Consider the following 22,366-nt stretch of genomic DNA (forward strand, 5'->3'; position numbering starts at 1 on the left):
AGGGCGTTGAATATCTTCAAGCTTGGTATGTATTTATAAGTCATGATGATTATTTACGGTCGTTAGAAAAAGTTGTCGTGTTATTACGAATCACAGCTGTGCTTGTACCAACGGCATAGAGTTCGGCAACTTGCGGTTGCTTAGTATCGATGAACTGGTTGTCAGTCACTTGAGTGATGGGCTCACCCGTGGTGTGTTCAATATTAATACCAGCGCTTTGTGTGAAGTTGTTGCCACTGATACTTGCCACTTGGGTACCGTGTAAGTACAAACTTGCTTTTTGCTTGTTACGCTTGCCATTACCGACACTGATTAGTTGGTTATTGTTGAAAATAAGGTGGGGACCGAAGGTACTTTCATCAGTGCCGCCACGATACAATTTAACCAGTGCGCCTTCGATATCAGTAAATTGGTTATTTTCGATAGTGAGGTATTCGGCGTTGTAAATACCTAAGTCGTCACTCTCTTTATCGAGTCTGAATAGATCGCCGCTGATGTTACTAAATCGGTTATTGGCAATGGTGATATCTCGGGCAAATGCACGTGCCCCAGAATCAAAGAAATGAAAGGAATGGTTGATGTCTAACTGGCTGATATCGCTATCTAACAAGCTAAATCGGTAGTTAGTTAACATGCCCCATTTGCTTGTTCTTACAACAGTATTGCCAGCTGAATCTAAACTGTTTTCTCCAGATATCGTTAACCCAGCCAGTTTTAGACTTCCGCCGTTTTGAATTTCAAATAAGGTTGGCCGGCTAAAAGTCAGTTTTGCTTGTTTGGGCTGCTCAGACACAATACTCAGGGTTTTATTGATTTTGATGATTTTTTCAATTGCATAGTCACCGGCAGTCAAAACAATGGTGTCACCTGCGCTTGCGGCTTTAACCGCTGCCACTAATGCATTGCTATCACTCACGGTATGGGTTTGGCCCGAATCAAATGCAACTTCTGGTTCGCGCTTCGGATACCAATTTACCCCTGTTGCCTCTTTAGCTATCGGGTTGAGCTGCTTGCTAGCACCGAAAGTTTCACTGTGTTCGTTTGCTGGATAAAGCAAGCCATTACTGGCACGTTCAAGTGATACCTTGTCCGCTTTGATGCCTTGTTTAATGAGGTTATTATCCAATTGGTTGGAGAGGTTGTCAGCAAACTGAATACCGCTAATGTCATCAAAGACAGAAAACGGCGCTTGTGAATTGCGGTTAACAAAAAGGTTGTGACTAAACAGAGAATCTAGCGGAATGGCTGAGCGTTCTTTATCACTGCCTGCTGCAAGGTGAATGTGGTCAACGTCGATAAAACTGTTATGGCTTACATTGGCGTTGACGACTTGGTGATAACGGTTGATAGGTGAGTTAGGTACGCCATTCATCACAGTAAACCCACTGCCAAAACGGTAGCCCTTTAGCCCTTCTAAATAGTTGTTAGTAATGGTCTGGTCGCGATTAATTACCCGGATACCGCCAGTATGATCAACGCCATTACCAATAAATACATTATCGCTAATGTTATTGCCGTTGCCGTGGCGCATGGTTAAGGTGCCGCGAGACTCAAAGAAGGTGTTGTTACGTAGAATATTCTTACCAGATTTAACCGAGATAATTTCTACTTCCCCATCGCACCGGTCAAAATAATTGTTTTCTACAACAGTGAATGAGTTGCTCATTGAATAGTGGCTGGTACCAATGCGCAGTGTTTCGCCGCCATTGGAGCCTAATATAGGGCGCGGACCGAAGTAGTTATGATCAATTCTATGGTGATTTTCTTGGCTTGCAGCGGTGTTGAGTCTTACTGCTAGTGTGACGCCTTTATTTCGTTTACCCACTAAATGGTTATGGTCGAATCGATTATGTTTGCCATAAATTGACACCCAAGAATCAGATTCATGGCGATCGGGGTTGTTGTAGTTGTCAATTACCACTTGGCTAACACGGGAATGGTTGGCAAGCTGATTTTTTGAAGTGCGAAAAGCAATGACTTCATTGCTTGGAGTGAATCCGTCTTTAAAAACCAGTCCTGAAACATGTAGGTAACTGCCGGACAGTTTCAGATTTGACTGACCGGTTAAGATAACTTGCCCTTGGGTTTGGGCTGACAGTGATATCGGAGCATTTTCACGGCCATTGCCGGTAAACACAACTTCAAAGTCTGGCCAAATGCCGTTAGCAAGAACGACATTATCACCGGCGGTGAGCTTGCTGACTGCTTGATTGAATTCTTGTTGGTTACTGACGGTATAGGTTTCGGCATAAAGTGAGGCTGAACTTATACATGCCGCTATAAAGAGAGCGGGCTTAACTAAAACAGAAAGTGAAACCAATTTTTGTGTTAGTAGACTTTCAGCTTGATGATGTAATTGCATGAAGACTCTCTTTATTATTGTTGTCTGAGTAACCAACCTCACTGTGCCATTGGGCTACAGCTCGACCTATTGATAGTTATGCAGTAACTTAGTCGTCGACCATGACTGTCGACTTATTGCTTGTTTATGAGTTGTTAGTGTTTGTGGTTGAATTGCACAAAAACAAACAAGAAATTAACAATGGTTAGACACTAACCAATTACACTGACATCTGTCAACCGATTTGTGTTACCAATTTAAAGGTTTTGTGAATGCCTGGTTATTACCAATATTGTTTGTATTAGGTGCCGATTTAAGTGCGAAGTCGCAATATTTCTGATAAAAAAAGCAAAATTCGGTTTGCGTTGGTAATGTAAATCGATATTATGGACCGTATAGAAATGTAAATGATTTAACTGTCTAAGGACTAGATATGAAGAGTCGGCGTATGTTTTGGCGCATAGTTGATGAGATTGAAGCATCTATTGTTAACGGTGAATATGCACCGGGTAGTCGTTTGCCGCCGGAAAGAGAGTTGGCTGAGAAATTTGATGTGAGCCGACCGACAATACGTGAGGCCATTATTGCGTTAGAAGTTCGCGAGAAGATAGAAGTTAAAACAGGTTCTGGCGTATATGTCTTACATTCGGCAGCGACATCGAACCCGATGAGTAAGATAAATGCTTTTGAACTGACCCAAGCTCGTGCGTTGGTTGAGGGTGAAATTGCCGCACTTGCAGCGAAAACGATAACCGCAGAAGAGCTTGTTGAGTTAAAGAAAACACTGACCATGATGGAAAACAGATCATATGTTGAAGAAGCAGATGAAATGTTCCATCAAATTATTGCCGGCGCTACTCGCAACAGTGCCTTGATCAACTCCTTTCAAAACCTGTGGGCGCTGAGAACTTCCAGTCAAAAAATTATTGTTGATTACGACAGTGTTTGTAGTAAAGATAATCAAAAAACTTTGGATGAGCATACTGCCATTTATGAAGCTCTGATGGCGGGCGAAGCCTCTTTAGCTAGGCAAGCAATGCATAGTCACTTTAATCGACTTATCAATGTGTTATTTGATACTGTTGAAGCGCAAGCATTAGAAGAAGTTAGACGTAAAAATAGTGAAAAGCGCGATTTATATTCGATCAATAACTTAGTCAATCGAGCCGCTGAGTAAATGGCATTACAGTCGATGCAATTGGATGCCTCGAGTACTAATAAAGCGGTTATAAGTCGCACTGCCTCGTGCACGATTGTTTTTGCCTGCCCTGTTCACACTTTCTAAGTGAGCGTTACAAATTGGCAATAGAATACAAAGCTCACCTTTGTATCGCTGCTTTAAGTTGGTATCGATGAAAGGCGGTTTAGTCGGTTTATATATAAAAAAGGCCATCATCACTGATGGCCTTTTTGTTGTTACAGGTTAAGCTGCAAGCTCAACTATTGGTACAAATGGGTTTATCGTTACTTTTTGGCGAGTATCGGACGAAGATCTAATTCAGATTGTGCCATTAGGTAAGCAAACTGCGCATAGGCCGCGACGTTTTGTGCCAGTGCTGCTGGCTCAATTTTATCTAATGTGTCATTGGGCGTATGGTGATAGTCAAAATAATCTGTACCATCTTGGCGCAGTGATGCCACCGGAACGCCTAGTTTTGGCAGCATAGATACATCTGGTCCGCCAGAGGCCTGATTATTACCCTTTACTACGCCATTATTGGCCATAACAGCTGTTTGAGCTTGTAACTGAGTGAAGACCTGCTCATTGACACGAAAATCTATTTGGTAAATTCGTCCCGCACCGAAATCTGATTCTGCTGCTATGTAATGGCGATCTAATTCATCAGCATGCTCTTTAGCGTAAGTTTTGCCACCCACTAATCCCACTTCTTCGGCGGCATATAACACCACACGCACAGTGCGGGCAGGTTTTTGGGGTAAATCTTGAATTAACTTACCGGCAGCCGTGACGATACCTACACCGGCACCGTCATCAATAGCGCCAGTGCCTTCATCCCAAGAATCAAGGTGGGCACCAATTAGTACAATCTCTTCAGGTTTGCTAGCACCGGTAACTTCGGCAATAACATTGTAAGAAGTCGCTACACCATGACCTTTTGGTGACATGTTAAGGTTGATAGTAACGCTATCACTGCGTTTGAGCATGAGGGTTAACTGATCGGCATCTGGGCTAGATAGGGCTGCTGCAGGAATACGTGCGACCCCCTCTTTATAGCGCATCATCCCTGTGTGGGCCATACGGTCATGATCGGTGCCAATTGAGCGAATGACTATGCCTACAGCGCCTTTCTCAGCGGCAGCAACGGCACCACGAGAGCGGCCACCCACTGTTTTACCATAGCCCTTGCCAGTTTTGTGTCGCTCGGTCTTATGATCAATGAATACGATTTTGCCTTCAACACTCGCACTGTCCGCTTCTTTGAGTGCTGCAAGTGTATCGAAACGCACGATTTCTGCCTGCAAACCACTGCTTGAGGTTGCTACCGACCCCCCTAAGGCGGTAATCACCAAAGGTTGAGGGTAGGGGCTAACAACACTGGCGCTGGCATGACCACGTTCCCACACTGGTACCTGAACAGCTTCTTTATAAACACGGTCAAAGCCTAAGCCTTTAAGTTTATCCATAGCCCAATCAACGGCCATCAGATCTTTATCACTACCTGCTAGACGAGGGCCAATTTCTACCGTTAATGACTCAACCAGTTCATAGGCTAAATTTGAGTTGAGTGCTTGCTGTTGCAGCGACATGGCTACGGTATCATTTGCTGACAACGGCTCGGTAACTTCAGGGGGAGATTTTGGGGTTTGCTGACACCCTAATAAGCTAACGAATATTAGGCCGACCAGAGTTTTGACAGGGCTACTTTTCATGAGTTTCCTTTATTTTTATTACGTATGTCCCATTTTTGAAAACAATCTAGCAAAAAGTGTGCTTTATGTCCCGACTATATTTGTGCTGCAACGTTATATTAGGGCCGGGGTTTGTTTTAGGAGAAAATGCTCGTAATGAATATTGAATTAATGCAGCAACGAGCGGACCATGCCGTTGTTTTGCTGAAGGCTTTGGCTAACGAACGTCGATTGTTTATCTTATGCTATTTGCTAAGTGAAGGAGAGATGTGTGTTGGTGAGATGAATAAGAAATTGGGCTTAAGTCAATCTGCACTGTCACAACATTTAGCTTGGTTAAGAAAGGATAATTTGGTTGAGACGCGTAAAGAAGCTCAAACTGTTTATTATTCTTTGAAGAGCCAAGAAGTCTCTGAAATCATCAAGCTGTTAAACAATATCTACTGCCACTAAGTAATCATGGCATAGTGCTGGCGGAGCGGGGGGCTCAGTCAGCTTTTTGTTGTGTGCGCAATAATATTGTCGCGGTATTGGTCTGTGTAGAAGTTGCTAGCGAGGGGAGGCAGCTTTATTCGCACTGATGAATAATACCAATCATTATAAGAATTTGATCTACTCAGCGCGCTTTTTGCAAACTAAATCAAGGCCGGCTAATTCAAAGTGAGTACTGAAACAATGGTTGCTCCTTGTGAGGTTATTCAACGCAGAAATAGGCAGCCAAAAACGCGCCAGAATGGTGAGTTTTAGCGGTTATGATGCCGTGTTAACGAGTTTAACCGTAGAACAACTATGCTCTTCACTCGTTGCAAACCACATGGATGTGGTGAATGTCATTAATGCAGGAGCATTTAAGGGCCTTGCCTCAGAACCGCTAAATTCTCACTGAGTGACTAAATGTTTATACTGATTGGTATAAGATAATTGATTGGTATAAAACAGCAGACATAAAAAAACCGGCTTAAGCCGGTTTTTTTAATTCGCTATACGAAAAATTAAGCAGCTAGTGCTTTAATTTTTGCGTTTAAACGAGCCTTATGACGTGCAGCTTTATTCTTGTGAATAAGGCCTTTAGTCGCCATACGGTCAACGATTGGTTGTGCAGCATTAAATGCTTCAGTAGCCGCTTTGTGATCGCCAGCTTGGATAGCTGCGATAACTTTTTTCACGTAAGAACGTAACATTGAACGACGGCTAGCATTGTGCTGACGACGTTTTTCAGATTGAAGCGCGCGCTTCTTTGCAGACTTGCTATTAGCCAAGGTGCAACTCCTAAAAGGGTTAGATATTTTTAAAGGTCGAGGAATATGCCCTTTTTTTGTCACTTTGTCAATGACAATGATCGAAACTTTATCTTAAAGATAAATTAATCGCTCATACTTGGCGTTTCTCAACCCAACTCGTGTAATATGGGGCGTAATTCTAGCAGTATTTGAGGCTAGGCAACAGGGGGAAATCCACTTTTCTAGACGCTTGCCCAACCTTTTTTTGCACTTGTCTGGGGGCATTTTGAGCAAGAAACTTTTTAAGTCAGGGATGATCGTCAGTGCTATGACACTGATTTCGCGCGTATTAGGTTTAGTTAGAGATGTGGTTATTGCCAACCTAATGGGGGCCGGAAGCAGTGCTGATGTATTCTTTTTTGCTAACAAAATTCCTAATTTTTTACGCCGATTGTTTGCCGAAGGGGCTTTTGCCCAAGCATTTGTCCCCGTATTAACAGAGTATCAGCAAAAACAAACTGATGAAGCAGTGCGTGCTTTACTGAGTAAAGTAGCGGGTACTTTAGGTTTAGTCGTTACGATAGTCACCTTGCTCGGGGTGATTGGTTCTCCGCTATTAACAGCTTTGTTTGGTGGTGGGTGGTTTTTAGCTTGGCTTAATGATGAGCCCAATGGAGAGAAGTTCGAACTCGCCTCTTTGATGTTGAAAATCACTTTCCCCTATTTATGGTTTATCACTTTTACGGCGTTGGCTGGCTCGATTCTCAATACCCGGGGTCGATTTGCGGTATCGGCGTTTACGCCCGTTTTTCTTAACGTTGCTATCATTGCGGCTGCACTGTATATCGCCCCCAATATGGCACGACCAGAAATAGGTTTAGCGATTGGCGTATTTTTGGGTGGATTAATCCAGTTTTTGTTTCAAATTCCATTTCTTTATCGCGAGCGCGCTCTGGTAAAACCAAGTTGGGGCTGGCATCACCCTGGCGTGGTTAAAATTAGAACCTTGATGATTCCTGCGCTGTTTGGTGTGTCGGTCTCACAAATTAACTTATTGCTTGATACGTTTATTGCCAGTTTCTTGGTAACAGGTTCAATCAGTTGGCTGTACTACTCAGACAGACTGCTTGAGTTTCCATTGGGGTTATTTGGCATTGCCATTGCGACAGTGATTCTGCCTGCGTTATCAAAAAAGCATGTTAATGAACAAAGTGAGGGATTCTCGCATACCATGGATTGGGGGGTTAAAGCGATTTTATTGCTAGGGCTACCCGCGATGTGTGGCTTAATCATCCTAGCCAAACCTATGTTAATGGTACTGTTTATGCGTGGTGCCTTTAGCTTTGATGATGTTGAAATGGCCTCATACAGTTTAATGGCCTATGGCAGCGGTTTACTGAGTTTTATGCTGATAAAGGTGCTAGCGCCGGGCTATTATTCACGCCAAGATACTAAAACTCCGGTTCGCTACGGCATTATTGCGATGGTGAGCAATATGGTATTTAACCTAATTTTCGCTATTCCGTTTGGCTATGTTGGTTTAGCCATCGCCACCTCGCTATCGGCGCTACTTAATGCAACTTTATTATATCGCGGTTTGCATAAAGCGGGTGTATACCGAGTTACTCGCCAAACCCTAATGTTCTTTGCTAAAACCGTATTAGCATCTGCTGCCATGGTTTTGTTTATATATCAATTTGTTCCACCTATTAGTCAATGGGTAGATTTTAGCTTTCTAGTGCGGGTTTACTGGCTGTTTGGGCTGATCTTTGCTGGGGCTTTTGTGTATCTTTTGGCGATGATTTTGATGGGAATTCGACCTTGGAAACTGAAAGCTGGCTTTTGAGTGCTGATTCTCGCGTCTAGCTGGTATATAATCCGCCAACTTATGCTTGCTAGTTATTGAATGTAATGGAACTGATCCGCGGTATACACAATATTTTGCCAACACATCATGGTTGCGTGCTCACTATCGGTAATTTCGATGGGGTGCATCGTGGTCATGCTGAAGTGATTAGTAAACTAGTAAAAAAGGCCGAACAATTTCAAGTTCCAGCTTGTTTGATGACCTTCGAGCCACAACCGCAAGAACTTTTTCGCGGTGATAGCGCGCCAGCACGATTGAGCTTGTTACGTGACAAGATGAGCTTATTAGATGAGCTGGGTGTTGAGCGTTTGCTTTGTGCGAACTTTAATAAAAAGTTGGCCAACATGCCCGCGCAAGAGTTTATTGAGCAGCTACTGGTCAACAAGCTCGGTGTGCGGTATTTGGTGGTCGGAGATGATTTTTGTTTTGGCCGTGATCGCCAAGGCAATTTTGACATGCTTAAACGAGCCGGTGAACAATTTGGCTTTGCAGTCGTCAGTACGCAGAGTTTTTTGTTGGGCGACAAACGAGTGAGTTCAACAGAAATTCGTCAGCTACTGGCCAAAGGCAATTTAGAACAAGCAAGACGATTGCTCGGTCATCCCTTTACTTTATCGGGGCGCGTAGCACATGGCCAAAAAATTGGTCGAACCATAGGCTTTCCTACCGCGAATATTGCGTTGAAACGCAAAGTATCACCGGTAAGAGGCGTGTTTGCGGTCAAGTTACATTGGCATGACAGCGACGTATACGAAGGTGTGGCTAATGTGGGGTTTAGACCCACAGTGAATGGCCAGACTTGTCAATTAGAAGTCCACTTATTTGATTTTGATGGTGATCTGTATGGTCGAACTGTTGAGGTTGAATTGGTGGCGAAGATTCGTGATGAACAGCCATTTAAATCTTTAGATGCGCTGAAACGACAGATTAAAAATGATGCTGACAGAGCCAAAGCTCTGCTTGGCTTTGATGCAGGCTGAGCTCTTTTAGCTAAATAAATGGTATAGGATCAATGAGCGACTATAAATCTACATTAAATTTGCCGGAAACTGATTTTCCGATGCGCGGTAACCTGGCTAAACGTGAGCCAGAAATGTTGAAATCATGGACTAAGAATGGTTTATACCAAAAGATCCGTGAAAGCCGCACAGGCGCAAAACCATTTATTCTTCACGATGGCCCGCCGTATGCTAACGGCAGTATTCATATTGGTCACTCTGTTAACAAAATCCTTAAAGACATCATTGTAAAGTCAAAGACCCTGTCTGGCTTTGATGCGCCGTATATCCCTGGTTGGGACTGCCATGGTTTGCCGATTGAGCTAAAAGTAGAGCAAAAAGTGGGTAAGCCTGGTCATAAAGTGACCGCCGGTGAATTCCGCCAGAAATGTCGCGAATATGCTGCTAAGCAAGTCGATGGTCAGCGTGATGACTTCATTCGCTTAGGTGTGCTTGGTGATTGGCAAAATCCCTATCTCACAATGAACTTTGATACTGAAGCTAATATTGTTCGCTCACTAGCTAAAGTAATTGATAGTGGCCACTTGCATAAAGGTGTTAAGCCTGTGCATTGGTGTACTGATTGTGGTTCGGCATTGGCTGAAGCAGAAGTTGAATATGAAGATAAGACTTCACCAGCAATTGATGTTGGTTTTACTGCTGTCGACAAATCTGCACTGCTAGCCAAGTTTGGTGTTGAGGCATTGGATATTGATGTGTCGATGGTTATTTGGACCACGACGCCCTGGACACTGCCAGCTAACCGCGCTTTGTCATTAGCGGGTGACATTGATTATGACCTAGTCGAATTTGTTAAGGAAGGCCAACGTGTGGCCATCGTGGTTGCCCAGGCGTTGGTTGAGTCATGCCTGGAGCGTTATGGCGCTGAAAGCCACAAGGTCTTGGGAACAGTTCAAGGCCAGGCGCTTGAGCTAATGCGCTTTAATCACCCGTTTTATAGCTTTGATGTGCCAGCGATTATTGGTGATCATGTCACTATCGATTCTGGTACTGGTGTGGTTCATACCGCGCCAGGTCACGGTCAAGACGATTTCGTGATTGGTCAGAAATATGGCCTAGAAGTGGCTAATCCAGTTGGTGACAACGGTGTATACAAGTCTGACACTGAGTTTTTTGCGGGTCAGCATGTTTTTAAAGCCAATGACAATGTGGTTGCCCTGTTAGAAGAGAAAGGCGCGCTGCTTAATCATGTGGCATATCGTCATAGTTACCCACATTGCTGGCGTCATAAGACTCCAATTATTTTCCGTGCGACGCCGCAGTGGTTCATCTCGATGGACAACAAAGGTTTACGTACGCAGTCGTTAAAAGAGATAGAGCAAACTCAATGGATTCCTGATTGGGGACAAAGTCGTATTGAGAAGATGGTTGAGAACCGCCCAGACTGGTGTATTTCACGCCAGCGTACTTGGGGCGTGCCAATTACACTATTTGTTCACCGCGAAACTGAAGAGTTACACCCAGATAGTGTGTCACTTATGGAGCGGGTTGCTAACCGCATCGAGCAAGAAGGAATTCAGGCTTGGTGGGATATGGATAGCGCAGAGCTGCTTGGCGATGAAGCTGAGCAATACCGTAAAGTGACTGATACTTTGGATGTGTGGTATGACTCTGGCTCGACTTTCTCATCAGTCGTTGCTGCACGTCCTGAATATCATGGCCATGGTGTCGATTTGTACCTTGAAGGTAGCGATCAACATCGCGGTTGGTTCATGTCATCATTGATGATTTCAACGGCGATGAACGGCAAGGCGCCATACAAACAAGTGTTGACCCATGGTTTCACCGTCGATGGCCAAGGCAGAAAGATGTCGAAGTCAGTGGGCAATGTGATAGCTCCTCAGCAAGTGACCAACAAATTAGGGGCTGATATCCTGCGCCTATGGGTTGCTGCGACTGATTACAGCGGCGAAATGACAGTCTCTGATGAGATTTTAAAACGCAGTGCTGATGCGTATCGTCGTATCCGAAATACCGCTCGTTTCTTATTAGCTAACCTAAACGGTTTCAACCCTGAAACGGATATGGTCGCTGTTGAAGATATGGTGGCATTAGATCGCTGGGTTGTGCGCCGCGCAGCCACACTGCAAACAGAGATTCTAGAAGCATATGAGCAATATAACTTCCACCTAGTTACGCAAAAATTAATGCAGTTCTGCTCGGTGGAGCTAGGTAGTTTCTACCTTGATATCATTAAAGATCGTCAGTACACCGCCAAGAGTGACAGCGTTGCACGTCGTTCTTGTCAAAGTGCCTTGTATCTGATTGCTGAAGCGATGGTACGTTGGATTGCGCCAATTCTAAGTTTTACTGCTGATGAAATTTGGCAGTTACTGCCTGGTGAGCGTGAACAATATGTGTTTACTCAGCAATGGTATGACGGCCTACAATCAATCACTCTAGAGTCTGACTTAAGTGATGATTATTGGCAGAGCCTTATCACCGTACGTGATGAAGTGAATAAGAGTATTGAGCAGGCAAGACGTGAGCAACGCGTTGGTGGCTCGCTAGAAGCCGAAGTGACCTTGTTTGCTGATGAAAAACTTGCCGAGTCGTTAGCGACGCTAGGCGATGAGTTGCGCTTTGTATTGTTGACATCGAACACCCAGATTGTGCCTTTAGCACAAGCAGGTGACGATGCGGTAGCGACTGAGCTTGAAGGGCTCAAGCTACTCGTTGAAAAATCAACCGCACAAAAGTGCGATCGCTGTTGGCATCACCGCGAAGATGTGGGGCAGGTGACTGAGCATCCACTACTGTGTACTCGCTGTGTCACCAATATTGAAGGTGACGGCGAAGTTCGTCAGTTTGCTTAAGGAAGCCATGTAAATGCCAGCTAATTGGAAAGAGAGTGGCTTGCGTTGGTATTGGATAGTGGTGTTGGTGTTTGTTGCTGACCAACTATCCAAGCAATGGGTTCTGGCAAGTTTTGACTTGTACGAGTCAATTCAATTGCTGCCGTTTTTTAATTTTACCTACGTTAGGAATTACGGTGCTGCATTTAGCTTTTTAAGTGATGCAGGTGGATGGCAACGTTGGCTGTTCACCTTTGTTGCTGTGGGCTTCAGTACCTTGCTGACAATTTGGCTGCGCAAACAGCCTAGCAGCATGTGGCGCCTAAACCTGGCTTACACCCTAGTGATTGGCGGCGCGCTTGGTAACCTAATTGACCGTTTACAGCATGGCTTTGTGGTGGATTTTCTTGATTTTTACTGGAACAAAAGCCACTTCCCCGCGTTTAATATCGCTGACTCAGCGATTTGTGTTGGTGCAGCGTTAATTATTATTGATTCGTTTATAACTGAACGCGAAGATAAGCAAGCGGCTAGTGCTGACAAGCCAGCGGCAAAGGAGTAGGACATGACAAACCCTCGTTCATTAGTGTGTCATATGAACATTGTGCTTGAAGATGGTTCAACAGCTGATAGCACCAAGGCTTCAGGTAAACCTGCAAGACTTAATATTGGTGATGAAAGCCTAAGCCCTGCGTTTGAAGCACAGCTTGCCAATCTTAACGTCGGCGATCAGCATCAGTTTACGTTAGAGCCGGCTGATGCGTTTGGTGAGTCAAACCCTGATGCTATCCATCATCTAGATCGCAGTAAGTTTCCAGCAGACATGACCTTAGAAGAAGGGGTTATTGTCAGTTTCGGTGGCCCTGGTGGCAGTGAGATTCCGGGGATAGTGAGGGACGTTGCGGGTGACTCTGTGACCGTTGATCTTAATCATCCTTTGGCTGGCCGCAAGGTGACTTTTGAGCTTGAAGTCGTAGAGGTATTGTAATTATGGCGAGTCAACAGCAAGGCAGTTTACAAATTCAACTTGCTAATCCACGGGGATTTTGTGCGGGCGTAGATCGGGCTATCAGCATTGTTGAACGTGCACTTGAGCTATTCTCGCCGCCGATATATGTACGTCACGAGGTGGTTCATAACCGTTATGTGGTGCAAAATCTAAAAGATCGCGGTGCGGTGTTTGTTGATGAGCTACATCAAGTGCCCGATGACAGTATTGTCATCTTTAGTGCTCACGGTGTATCACAAGCGGTGAGAGCAGAAGCTAAATCTCGTGGATTGAAGGTGTTTGATGCAACCTGTCCATTGGTCACTAAGGTGCATTTACAAGTGACTCGCGCAAGCCGCAAAGGTATTGAGTGCATTTTAATTGGTCATGCCGGTCACCCTGAAGTTGAGGGGACTATGGGGCAGTACGATAACCCCGAAGGTGGGGTTTTATTGGTTGAGTCACCAGAAGATGTGGCTAACTTGGTAGTTAAAGACCCTGATAACTTGTGTTTTGTAACCCAAACGACCTTGTCGATGGATGATACTGCCGATGTGATTGCTTCTTTGCAGAAACGTTTCCCTTCAATTAAAGGTCCACGCAAGGATGATATCTGTTATGCCACACAAAATCGCCAAGATGCGGTAAGAAACGTGGCCAACAATGTGGATCTTTTCATTGTTGTAGGTTCGAAAAATAGCTCTAACTCTAACCGGCTTAAAGAATTGGCAATGAAGAAGGGCACTCAGTCCTATTTAGTCGATAATGCCGATGATATCGATTCAAATTGGTTTGACGGTATCTCTAAAGTTGCTGTTACCGCGGGAGCTTCTGCGCCAGAAGTGTTGGTTAAACAAGTGATTGATGCTATTGCTCAGCTTGCACCAAGTACTATTGTTGAAGTTGAAGGCCGTAAAGAAGATACGGTTTTTGAAGTACCTGCCGAATTAAGGTAGTGACTTGCCCAACCAAATAAGGAGCCATGTGGCTCCTTTTTTATTGCTTAAAATTTAGTCTGGATCTAATGAATTAGATTTTTAGACACTAATATTACTAGCGTGTAACATCTGACTCATCTATGATTAACTAATACAGCATAAATATAGCTAAGATTAAGATTTTTAAAGGGTAAATCACTTTTTTGTAGTCAAAAATGTGACGATTTCAGAGGGTTTGACACTCATGGTTCAAAATGGCAGAGGCTTTTCCTTAATTGAGGTCATGGTAGCGTTAGTGATCTTAGTCATTGGTTTAGTCGGTGTTTTTAACTTACATGTGGTTGCGAAACGAGGCAGTTTTGAGTCTTTTCAGCAAACCCAGGCATCTTATTATGCTAATGATGTCATTAATCGCATGAAGCTAAATCGCAATGAGCTAGCAAACTATGCGGGGAGTTATTCTGGCAACCTTTCTGAGCCGGCAAAATCATGCGATGTTGCGGTGGCAGCGAATGCGATATGCACAACGACAGAAACTCGGCAATGGGATCTGTATCAGTGGGAGCAATTATTTACTGGCGCTGCTGAGCAAGTTGGGGGCAGAAATGTCGGTGGATTGGATACCCCAACAGCCTGTGTTTCGGTGCAAGGTAATGGCACGGTAACGGTAGTGATGGCATGGCGCGGTATTCGTGAGGTGTCTGATGGTGCAGCAAATAATGATAGCAGCTTTGTTAAAGGCTGCGGTATGGCGAGTGATCGGCGCCGAATTTTTGTTTTGAACACGGTAATTATATAAATGGGATTAACGCACAGACAAGCGATTATTCGCCAGGCAGGCATGTCATTAGTTGAGTTGATGGTGGCAATGGTGACTAGTCTTTTTTTAGCTGCGGGTGTGTTCGCCATGTTCAATATGTCAGCCACCAATGTGACAACGACTAGTCAGTTTAGTCAGCTGCAAGAAAGTGGCCGTATAGGTTTAGCGTTGATAGAGCGAGATATCACCCAACTAGGCTTTATGGCAGATATGACCGGAACAGATTTTGTGCTTGGCAGTAATACTCAGGTTTTGGCTGGTGCAGTTGGTAACGATTGTGTAGGTGGAGGGTTAAATAACGCCACATTACCTAACAATCAACCGGCACATTTTCGCCGCTTATGGGGTTATGAAGCCGGCGTTAGTGCTCAATCTTTTGCTTGTTTAAATGGTGTAGAGACTGGCACTGATGTCATTCAGGTTAAGCGTTTACTCGGGCCAAGTACATTAGCACCAAATAACCCTACACGTTACTACATAGGCGCGACAGCTAACCAAGCAATATTTTTTACCGGAGCTCAGGCTACACCGGTACTAGCTAATGGTAGATTTTGGGAGTATCAACATCATATATATTTTATTCGCAATGATGGTGATATTCCCGTGTTACGCAGACGGACTCTATCGGTCAATAATGGCATGAACAACGAAGAGCAACTAGTCGAAGGTATAGAGAATATGCGCATTCTCTATGGGTTTGATAATGATGGTGACGATACGGCTGATACCTATATGCCAGTGCAGAACGTTACAACGTTGATGTGGGATAATGAACTATTTCAACGTCTGGTTTCTATGAGAATCTTTTTGTTGGTTAGGTCAACAGAAGCTGATCGTAGTTATACCAATAACACTCAATATACTTTGGGTGATAAAACGATTGCAGCGCCTGGGGATAACTTTAGGCGTAAGGTTGTGTCGAGTACTATCGTACTTGAAAACCCAGTAATGATAAGAAATTAGTTGGTTACATTTATGAATAAACAGCAGGGCATGGTGTTATTTTTTTCGCTTATAGGCTTACTGATTATGACAGTGATTGGTGTAGCTTTAGCGACGAATTCAAGCCAATCGATGCGAATGGCTGGAGCAGGTTCTGAGCGAGTCGAGGCTATGGCAGCAGCTCATGGGGCACAGGCGCGTGTTTTATCTACTGCAGCCGGCGCAACCATGGCAAATATGAATGCAACGATGACGACAGTCGACAATACATTGGGGAGTGATGTCACCAATACATTAGCCCCATTGAATGTACAAGATGTTAGCTGTCAACGAAGTACTAAAGCCAGTTCCGCAAATTTGATTAGTTGCCGACGTGTTGAGGTATCTAGTGCTGCTGCATTTGGTCGTAGCAATCTGGGGCAACTTACTGTAGTGGCAGGTGTAGAGCAAGAGGTTCTCACTGGGAGTTAATTATGTTTAACAAGTTTTTAATCGCACTTTTATTTGCGGTTGTCACAGCTTCAGGCGTGACGTTCGCCGATGATACAGAGCTCTATGTTTTTGAGTCTTCCGCGCGAACCGGGGTGAGGCCTAAAGTTCTTATTATTTTTGACAACTCTGGAAGTATGGATACCTATGAAAATGTACCCGATCCTGATTATATTCCACCACCAGGCTACGATTCTGATTACGATCCAAGCTATGACTACTCTGGTGATGGGTTTAAGGATATTGTCTACTTTTCAAAAGGTGTGAATAGTGAGCCGCCAGCACTTGGTTCGGATAGCCGTTTTTATACCAAGTACAATGGTTGCCATCAAAGTTGGCATTTACTTGCGCAATTCGGGACTTTTAAAGGTCATGTAAGTGAATATCGCAGTAAAAACAAAACCGGTACTTGGCAAGAGTTACGCACTAATCGCTCATTGAGTCAAAGCCGAATAATTGAGTGTTGGGAAGACATTGAGATTGAAGATCCTATCAACTCGAGCGATTATGGAACAGCTGGTTTTCCTGTTGATGGTAAGCGGGAGAATAAGAAAAACATCCCTTACAACCATGTTTCAAGTGCGTCTGATGCTGCGTGGGATGGAGCTCTAGCAGCCGCAAAACAAACCAAAATTGGCCAAGGTGAGTCGGTGACTTTGTACACAGACAATTACCTTAGGTGGTACGAGCAAACGCAAGCCGGTGACATTCCACAAGTTTCTAAAAAACGTATCGATATCGCAAAGAAAGCAATTTCAGATGTGATTAACACCACCCCCTCCATTGATTTTGGTTTAGCGGTCTTTAATAACAACAGTAACGGTTATGACCGCGATGGGGGACGCATAGTTGCTGGTATCACAGATATGACCGTAGGTACTGTAGATGGTGACTCAGCAAGAGATTCAATACTGACCAAGATTAACTCTTTAGACGCTGAAACATGGACGCCGTTATGTGAAACCTTAGTTGAAGCGCATCAGTATTTTGCCGGAGCTACCGTTAAATTTGGTCATAAAGATAGTAGTTCGCCTGCTTATGATATTAAAGCGGAGGTTGAGGGTGGCGGTACTTATGATTCACCTTTGAAAATTTGTCCAGATATTGCCTATGTTATTTATGTTACTGATGGAGCGCCTTCAAATGATTCTGACGCTAATGGCTATGTACAGACGCTGACTTCAGGAGCGGATCCGTTAGGAGATTACTCTGCTTATTATGCTAGAACTTATAACGGCTGGGCTGATAGTTACATGCCAGCTTTGGCTAGTTATATGTTTCAAAATGATTTAGTGGATAAAGAAGATCGTAATGGTGACAACCCAATGCAAACAGTAAGAACGTTTACTATTGGGTTCAGTAGTGGTGCAGATGATGCTGCGCCCTTATTAATAGAAACGGCAAAACGTGGAGGTGGCAAGTATTTCGCTGCTCAAGATAGTTTGGAGTTAAGTAGTGCTTTGTCAGACGCGCTGAGTTCGATTTTGGAGATTGATTCAAGCTTTACTTCCCCCAGTATTGCCAGCAATAACTTTGACCGTACGCAAACCTTTGATGCGGCATACTACGCCATGTTTTTACCAGGAAAAGGACCTCGTTGGAGTGGTAACTTGAAAAAGTTGAAGGTGACTTCTGGTGGAACTCTCGTAGACAAAAACAATAACAACGCGATTGCTGACTCTGGCAACATTAAGCCAACGGCTTGTACCTATTGGTCAAAGTGTACAAGTGGTAGTGACGGCAACAAGGTTGAAGAAGGTGGCGTAGCAGAGACCATGCGAGCTATGTCTGAACGAAACATCATAAGTAATACGGGGTCAGGAGGCGCACTTGAAGCTTTAAGTGTTTCTAATGCTGCAGGAGGGGATTTAGCCGGACTGGCGGCGTATATGAATACTACTGAGTCTGAAGTAGCAAAATCCATTGCTTGGCTCGAAGGTGTTGATGTAGACGATGAGAATGAAAATCAAAACTCCACTGAAATTCGTAATGACATTATGGGAGATCCGTTACATTCTAAACCGTTAGCGATTAACTTTGGCACTCCAGCAAGCCCTGATATACGTATCGTTTTAGGAACAAACCAAGGTTTGTTACACATGTTCCAAGATAACGATTCTAGCGTTACTGAATCTTGGGCGTTTCTCCCCTATGAGTTGTTACCCAACGTCACTAAGCTAAGAGATAACCTGTCTTCTGGAGGACATAGCATTTATGGTATGGATGCATCGCCTGTAGCTTATGTCAAAACTGGTAGTGGCGGAGTTGAACAGGCTTGGGTGTTTGCCGGTATGCGACGTGGTGGTTCATCTTATTACGGGGTGAATATTACCAGTCCAGATAATCCTAGCCTGATGTGGAAGATTGACCCGGATTCAGATGGTTTTGCTGAATTGGGACAAAGTTGGTCAGAGCCCGTCGTTACCTTTATTCCTGGCAATGATGATCCTGTGCTAATCATTGGTGGGGGTTATGATGTAACTTACGATACAACACCAAACTCCAGTCCTTTAGGTAGAACGGTGTATATCGTTGATGCAAAAACAGGCTCTTTAATACATACCTTTGGTGCTGGCTCAGGTTCTGGTATTACACCGTTACCAGGGATCAGCGATAGCATTCCCAATTCTGTTGCGGTACTGGATAGCAATAGTGATGGTGCAACTGACAGAATTTATGCAACCGATACAGGGGGCAATGTATGGCGAATGGACATGCCAAGCAGTGACAAAGGCACTTGGACTGCGTTTAAGTTTGCCTCACTCGGTGGTAGTACAGCAATCAACGATAGACGCTTTTTTGCGGAACCAGTGGTTGCCCAAACGGTATTTAGCAATATCTCTGAGGTGACGGTAACAGAATCAACGCCAGAAGGTGACAGTACTACCACGACAAAAACCTATCAAAATGTTCCTTACGATGCAGTGAGTGTTGGGACGGGTAATCGACCTAGCCCCACAAGTACAGAAACAGAAGATATGTACTATGTATTGCAAGATCGTAATGTTATTACTCGTAGCTTTGATGGCAGTGAAAACCCAATTCCTGCAACCATTGCATTAAATGACCTATATAACGTGACCAGCAAGGCGCCAGATACTGATAGCGAGAATATTGCTTTTGGTAAGAAACTAGGTTGGTACTTAGACTTTACCGGCTCAGGAGAGAAAAGTTTAACCGCTGGCTTGATAGTCGAAGGCTATGTGTATTTTACCTCTTACGTGCCACCTACCGAAGAGTTATCAGATGAGCTTTGTACCGTGTCTGGAGAAGGGCGCTTGTATAGGTATGGCTTACATAAAGGTACTCGAACTCATGATACTGAGTTCTACGAATTAGGTGAGCGTGTACCTGATACGCCCCAAATTGTGATACCAGCTCCTGATTCAGGTGAAGATCCTTACATTTACATTATTGGTGTCGGTAAAGGAGAGAAGGGAGCGGATGGGGAGTATACGGGTACTATTAATGTGGGGGCTGGTTTGGGTGTAAACAAAATATACTACCACATAGACGAATAGCTGTTTTGAAGCTAGATAACCTAAGAAAGGATGAAATGAGCAAATTAAATCGTGGTTTTTCGTTAGTGGAGTTGATGGTTGCTGTCGCTATTATCGGTATAATTTCGGCAATTGTTTACCCATCATATACTGAGTACGTTACTGTAAGTGGCCGCGCAGAAGGTCATGCGGCGGTGATGCGCGTGGCTAACCTGCAAGAGCAATTTTATCTAGATAACCGTATTTATACTGAAGATATGACGGATTTAGGTTTGACGGCTGATCCTCTTAAAACTGAACATGAACACTATAGTGTTGACTCAAGTGGCACCACAAGCTTTACGGTGACGGCTACAGCTTTAGGTAAACAAGCTGCTAGAGATACCGCTTGTGCAACCATTAGTGTGACGAGTGCAGGGGTGAAGTCGCCAAAGGAGTGTTGGCAATGAAGATTATTATGATTAGTTTAATATTAGTTTTTTCATCGGCTGTAGCTGCTGAAGAGAAAGGTGATTACAAGTGCTTTGTAGAAACGACTGAAGGAGAGACGCTCATGTTTTTCCGCTGGAAAATCGCAGATGCCAAAAGGCAAGAGCAAGCGCTTGTCGGTCAGACTTTTCAAGGCAAAAAACTTAAATCGAATTATGTAAAAAAAGTGATGGAATGCCAGCTAGATTATAAAAGCTTTGCTAATGCAAATGCGCAACGATTAGACAAAACTATGGTTCGTTGACAGCACGGCACTTCGTTCAATTAGTGATTAAATTAGTTGCAATCAACTGCTCCGGTTTCAAACTGTATTCTGCCTGATGCCGAAATGGTTATGCCCCGGGATTCTTCACTTGTTTTACTGCCCGGGCAATAAACGAAAGTACCCGATGTTGAATTGGCTGCAACGAGCCCATCAGGGGTAAAGCTAATAGCATTACCGTCAAAAGTGACAAAGTCACTCGCGTTGAATGCATCAAATTGTTGTAAAACTTCATCAGCTCCATCGATACTATTGTCTGCGCCACCATCAATAAAAATATGATAACCGGCGCTCCAATCGGTGCCGCATCCTGAATTTGCCGTAGGACACATAGTGACTCGCGAACCGTAACTTACTGCATAATTTCTGGTCAGGAGTAATGACTGCTGGATGCGACGAACTTCCCCCTCGCTTCGATAACCTTCATACATACTTTTCATGGACGGCACGCCGACAGTTATTAAAATAATAGCGATGACCATAGTGACCATCAGCTCTACTAACGTAAAGCCCTGTGACCATTTACTTGAATAACTCTGCTGCAACCGTCGCATATATATCTCCCAATTATCCCTGTTAAGTATATGTGAGAATACACGGTTTTACAGCTCTATATAGGGGCTTTTTCGAGCCAATTTATTGGCAAGCATGTACTAATTGACGTTCTGTGGTTCAATCTATACAAGTAATGTTGTTTTTAGTCGAGAAACGTATACGCCCAGCCTGATTGATGACAACGGCCTGTGAAAAAGGGCTGGTTCGGCTTGAAGGGCAATAAGAAAGTGTCCCGTTCGTTCCTGAGGCCATACCATCTCGTTGAAAGCGTATTGCTGCACGATTGTATTTAATGAAATCATGTTCATGGAAACTGTCGCTGGTTAGCAATATTTGGTCTTGGCCGTCGATGACATTAGGCTCACCTAAATCTATGAAAAGGGTGATGCCTTGCTGCCAGTCGTTATGACAGTTGCCGTCGGTCAGAGGGCAGGCTGTAACTCGTGCGCCATAGCTTATCGCTGCATTACGTCCCAGCATCAGGGTGCTTTGTATAGTGCGTATGGCCATATTCGCACGATAAGCCTGGTAGAGATCCGTTAACGATGGTAGAGCGATACTAACCAAGGTGATCGCTATCACTAGGGTTGTCATCAACTCAACCAGATTAAATCCAGTAGAAAGTTTCATTTTCAATCCTTGAAAAGTTGTCGTGCATCCTGCACTGGCGGCAAAATTGTCGCCTGATTTGAAGTATAGACGAGCTTGCTGATGTTGCCGCTAAGATTTATTCGATTTGGATTGCTAACTAAAACAGAGGTAAGTGGCTGTATTTATGCCTTTAGGCAATTTAATGCCCGTGGTAAGCTAGTGGCTATTCAACCCGTTATGCGAACAATTTAGGAGCTGTAAATGAAAAAGGTAGAGGCCATCATTAAGCCGTTTAAATTAGATGATGTAAGAGAATCCCTGGCTGAAATTGGTATCACTGGCATGACGGTATTAGAAGTTAAAGGCTTTGGCCGCCAGAAAGGCCATACAGAGCTTTACCGTGGTGCTGAATATATGGTGGACTTTTTGCCTAAGGTTAAGATTGAGCTGGTGGTTCAAGATGAGCAAGTCGAGCAAGCACTCGAAGTCATCGTTGATACTGCTAGAACCGGCAAGATAGGTGATGGAAAGATTTTTGTTACGGATATAGAAAGAGTCATTCGTATTCGTACCGGTGAAGAAAACGAAGAAGCGGTATAGTTTACAGAACAAGTCGTAGAGTATGAGTTAAAAAAGCCGCTAATATCTATTAGCGGCTTTTTGTTTTCATTGACTGAAT

The 22,366-nt window shown here is 44.0% G+C and carries 21 protein-coding genes; 16 read left to right on the forward strand and 5 right to left on the reverse strand.

Translation table 11 applies throughout. The features are described 5' to 3' along the window. Positions 1-49 precede the first annotated feature (49 nt). A complete protein-coding gene (locus FLM48_RS05695; RefSeq protein ID WP_179023990.1) occupies positions 50-2,362 on the reverse strand; it encodes a polysaccharide lyase 6 family protein in 2,313 nt (770 codons plus the stop codon). 412 nt (positions 2,363-2,774) lie between these two features. Between FLM48_RS05695 and FLM48_RS05700 the strand changes: the two genes are divergently transcribed. Next, positions 2,775-3,518, forward strand: a complete 744-nt coding sequence (locus FLM48_RS05700; RefSeq protein WP_028773170.1) for a FadR/GntR family transcriptional regulator — start codon at positions 2,775-2,777, stop codon at positions 3,516-3,518. Positions 3,519-3,805: 287 nt separating this feature from the next. Here the strand turns inward: FLM48_RS05700 and FLM48_RS05705 are convergent, their stop codons facing one another. Next, the gene (locus tag FLM48_RS05705) at positions 3,806-5,233 is read right to left on the reverse strand and encodes a M28 family peptidase (RefSeq protein WP_179023991.1); all 1,428 of its coding nucleotides are present in this window, start codon (positions 5,231-5,233) and stop codon (positions 3,806-3,808) included. Positions 5,234-5,368: 135 nt separating this feature from the next. On the opposite strand from FLM48_RS05705, the gene FLM48_RS05710 reads away from it, so the two are divergent. Both FLM48_RS05710 and FLM48_RS05715 read left to right on the forward strand, forming a co-directional pair. Next, the gene (locus FLM48_RS05710) at positions 5,369-5,665 is read left to right on the forward strand and encodes a metalloregulator ArsR/SmtB family transcription factor (RefSeq protein WP_028774842.1); all 297 of its coding nucleotides are present in this window, start codon (positions 5,369-5,371) and stop codon (positions 5,663-5,665) included. A 235-nt stretch (positions 5,666-5,900) separates the two neighbouring features. Continuing rightward, complete coding sequence (locus tag FLM48_RS05715) at positions 5,901-6,098, forward strand: hypothetical protein (protein WP_179023992.1); 198 nt, start codon at positions 5,901-5,903, stop codon at positions 6,096-6,098. A gap of 106 nt (positions 6,099-6,204) precedes the next feature. Here FLM48_RS05715 and rpsT read toward each other — a convergent pair whose 3' ends face one another. Then, on the reverse strand, positions 6,205-6,471 hold the full coding sequence (gene rpsT, locus FLM48_RS05720) for a 30S ribosomal protein S20 (RefSeq protein WP_028772570.1): 267 nt from the start codon (positions 6,469-6,471) through the stop codon (positions 6,205-6,207). 247 nt (positions 6,472-6,718) lie between these two features. Between rpsT and murJ the strand changes: the two genes are divergently transcribed. The 12 genes from murJ to FLM48_RS05780 all read left to right on the forward strand — a co-directional run bounded on the left by murJ (position 6,719) and on the right by FLM48_RS05780 (position 20,523). After that, entirely contained in the window at positions 6,719-8,278 is a 1,560-nt protein-coding gene (murJ, locus tag FLM48_RS05725; RefSeq protein ID WP_179023993.1) for a murein biosynthesis integral membrane protein MurJ, read from the forward strand. Positions 8,279-8,343: 65 nt separating this feature from the next. After that, positions 8,344-9,279, forward strand: coding sequence for a bifunctional riboflavin kinase/FAD synthetase (ribF, locus tag FLM48_RS05730; protein WP_028772572.1), 936 nt, complete (start codon positions 8,344-8,346; stop codon positions 9,277-9,279). A 32-nt stretch (positions 9,280-9,311) separates the two neighbouring features. After that, positions 9,312-12,134: an isoleucine--tRNA ligase gene (gene ileS / locus FLM48_RS05735; RefSeq protein WP_179023994.1), complete on the forward strand. Its 2,823-nt coding sequence runs from the start codon at positions 9,312-9,314 to the stop codon at positions 12,132-12,134. Between the two features lie 13 nt (positions 12,135-12,147). Continuing rightward, on the forward strand, positions 12,148-12,675 hold the full coding sequence (gene lspA, locus FLM48_RS05740) for a signal peptidase II (RefSeq protein ID WP_179023995.1): 528 nt from the start codon (positions 12,148-12,150) through the stop codon (positions 12,673-12,675). A 3-nt stretch (positions 12,676-12,678) separates the two neighbouring features. Then, positions 12,679-13,101: an FKBP-type peptidyl-prolyl cis-trans isomerase gene (gene fkpB / locus FLM48_RS05745; protein WP_028772575.1), complete on the forward strand. Its 423-nt coding sequence runs from the start codon at positions 12,679-12,681 to the stop codon at positions 13,099-13,101. A gap of 2 nt (positions 13,102-13,103) precedes the next feature. Beyond that, positions 13,104-14,057 carry a 4-hydroxy-3-methylbut-2-enyl diphosphate reductase gene (gene ispH / locus FLM48_RS05750; protein ID WP_037470713.1) on the forward strand — a complete coding sequence of 318 codons (954 nt, stop codon included), beginning with the start codon at positions 13,104-13,106 and terminating at the stop codon, positions 14,055-14,057. A 226-nt stretch (positions 14,058-14,283) separates the two neighbouring features. Next, positions 14,284-14,838: a type IV pilus modification protein PilV gene (pilV, locus tag FLM48_RS05755; RefSeq protein ID WP_179023996.1), complete on the forward strand. Its 555-nt coding sequence runs from the start codon at positions 14,284-14,286 to the stop codon at positions 14,836-14,838. Continuing rightward, complete coding sequence (locus FLM48_RS05760; RefSeq protein WP_179023997.1) at positions 14,839-15,822, forward strand: PilW family protein; 984 nt, start codon at positions 14,839-14,841, stop codon at positions 15,820-15,822. A gap of 12 nt (positions 15,823-15,834) precedes the next feature. Beyond that, positions 15,835-16,272, forward strand: coding sequence for a PilX N-terminal domain-containing pilus assembly protein (locus FLM48_RS05765; protein ID WP_028772579.1), 438 nt, complete (start codon positions 15,835-15,837; stop codon positions 16,270-16,272). Further along, positions 16,272-19,811: a pilus assembly protein gene (locus FLM48_RS05770; RefSeq protein WP_372847472.1), complete on the forward strand. Its 3,540-nt coding sequence runs from the start codon at positions 16,272-16,274 to the stop codon at positions 19,809-19,811. Before FLM48_RS05765 ends, FLM48_RS05770 begins: the two co-directional genes overlap by 1 nt. Before the next feature lie 35 nt (positions 19,812-19,846). After that, positions 19,847-20,239, forward strand: coding sequence for a type IV pilin protein (locus FLM48_RS05775; protein WP_028772581.1), 393 nt, complete (start codon positions 19,847-19,849; stop codon positions 20,237-20,239). Beyond that, positions 20,236-20,523 (forward strand): TapY2 family type IVa secretion system protein, encoded by a 288-nt coding sequence (locus FLM48_RS05780; protein ID WP_179023999.1) that lies wholly within the window; start codon positions 20,236-20,238, stop codon positions 20,521-20,523. Before FLM48_RS05775 ends, FLM48_RS05780 begins: the two co-directional genes overlap by 4 nt. A gap of 32 nt (positions 20,524-20,555) precedes the next feature. Here the strand turns inward: FLM48_RS05780 and FLM48_RS05785 are convergent, their stop codons facing one another. Both FLM48_RS05785 and FLM48_RS05790 read right to left on the reverse strand, forming a co-directional pair. Further along, on the reverse strand, positions 20,556-21,095 hold the full coding sequence (locus tag FLM48_RS05785) for a GspH/FimT family pseudopilin (protein WP_179024000.1): 540 nt from the start codon (positions 21,093-21,095) through the stop codon (positions 20,556-20,558). 118 nt (positions 21,096-21,213) lie between these two features. After that, entirely contained in the window at positions 21,214-21,726 is a 513-nt protein-coding gene (locus FLM48_RS05790) for a GspH/FimT family pseudopilin (protein ID WP_179024001.1), read from the reverse strand. A gap of 222 nt (positions 21,727-21,948) precedes the next feature. On the opposite strand from FLM48_RS05790, the gene FLM48_RS05795 reads away from it, so the two are divergent. Further along, positions 21,949-22,287, forward strand: coding sequence for a P-II family nitrogen regulator (locus FLM48_RS05795; protein WP_028772585.1), 339 nt, complete (start codon positions 21,949-21,951; stop codon positions 22,285-22,287). Positions 22,288-22,366: the final 79 nt, after the last annotated feature.

Origin of the sequence: Shewanella sp. Scap07 (assembly GCF_013394145.1) — a bacterium.
Classification (GTDB): Bacteria; Pseudomonadota; Gammaproteobacteria; order Enterobacterales; family Shewanellaceae; genus Shewanella; species Shewanella waksmanii.

Excerpts from the sequence above, each read along its gene's own strand:
- FLM48_RS05695 (WP_179023990.1), bottom strand. The coding sequence starts at position 2,362 with ATGCAATTACATCATCAAGCTGAAAGTCTACTAACACAAAAATTGGTT.
- FLM48_RS05700 (WP_028773170.1), top strand. The coding sequence starts at position 2,775 with ATGAAGAGTCGGCGTATGTTTTGGCGCATAGTTGATGAGATTGAAGCA.
- FLM48_RS05705 (WP_179023991.1), bottom strand. The coding sequence starts at position 5,233 with ATGAAAAGTAGCCCTGTCAAAACTCTGGTCGGCCTAATATTCGTTAGC.
- FLM48_RS05710 (WP_028774842.1), top strand. The coding sequence starts at position 5,369 with ATGAATATTGAATTAATGCAGCAACGAGCGGACCATGCCGTTGTTTTG.
- ribF (WP_028772572.1), top strand. The coding sequence starts at position 8,344 with ATGGAACTGATCCGCGGTATACACAATATTTTGCCAACACATCATGGT.
- ileS (WP_179023994.1), top strand. The coding sequence starts at position 9,312 with ATGAGCGACTATAAATCTACATTAAATTTGCCGGAAACTGATTTTCCG.
- lspA (WP_179023995.1), top strand. The coding sequence starts at position 12,148 with ATGCCAGCTAATTGGAAAGAGAGTGGCTTGCGTTGGTATTGGATAGTG.
- fkpB (WP_028772575.1), top strand. The coding sequence starts at position 12,679 with ATGACAAACCCTCGTTCATTAGTGTGTCATATGAACATTGTGCTTGAA.
- ispH (WP_037470713.1), top strand. The coding sequence starts at position 13,104 with ATGGCGAGTCAACAGCAAGGCAGTTTACAAATTCAACTTGCTAATCCA.
- pilV (WP_179023996.1), top strand. The coding sequence starts at position 14,284 with ATGGTTCAAAATGGCAGAGGCTTTTCCTTAATTGAGGTCATGGTAGCG.
- FLM48_RS05760 (WP_179023997.1), top strand. The coding sequence starts at position 14,839 with ATGGGATTAACGCACAGACAAGCGATTATTCGCCAGGCAGGCATGTCA.
- FLM48_RS05765 (WP_028772579.1), top strand. The coding sequence starts at position 15,835 with ATGAATAAACAGCAGGGCATGGTGTTATTTTTTTCGCTTATAGGCTTA.
- FLM48_RS05775 (WP_028772581.1), top strand. The coding sequence starts at position 19,847 with ATGAGCAAATTAAATCGTGGTTTTTCGTTAGTGGAGTTGATGGTTGCT.
- FLM48_RS05780 (WP_179023999.1), top strand. The coding sequence starts at position 20,236 with ATGAAGATTATTATGATTAGTTTAATATTAGTTTTTTCATCGGCTGTA.
- FLM48_RS05785 (WP_179024000.1), bottom strand. The coding sequence starts at position 21,095 with ATGCGACGGTTGCAGCAGAGTTATTCAAGTAAATGGTCACAGGGCTTT.
- FLM48_RS05790 (WP_179024001.1), bottom strand. The coding sequence starts at position 21,726 with ATGAAACTTTCTACTGGATTTAATCTGGTTGAGTTGATGACAACCCTA.
- FLM48_RS05795 (WP_028772585.1), top strand. The coding sequence starts at position 21,949 with ATGAAAAAGGTAGAGGCCATCATTAAGCCGTTTAAATTAGATGATGTA.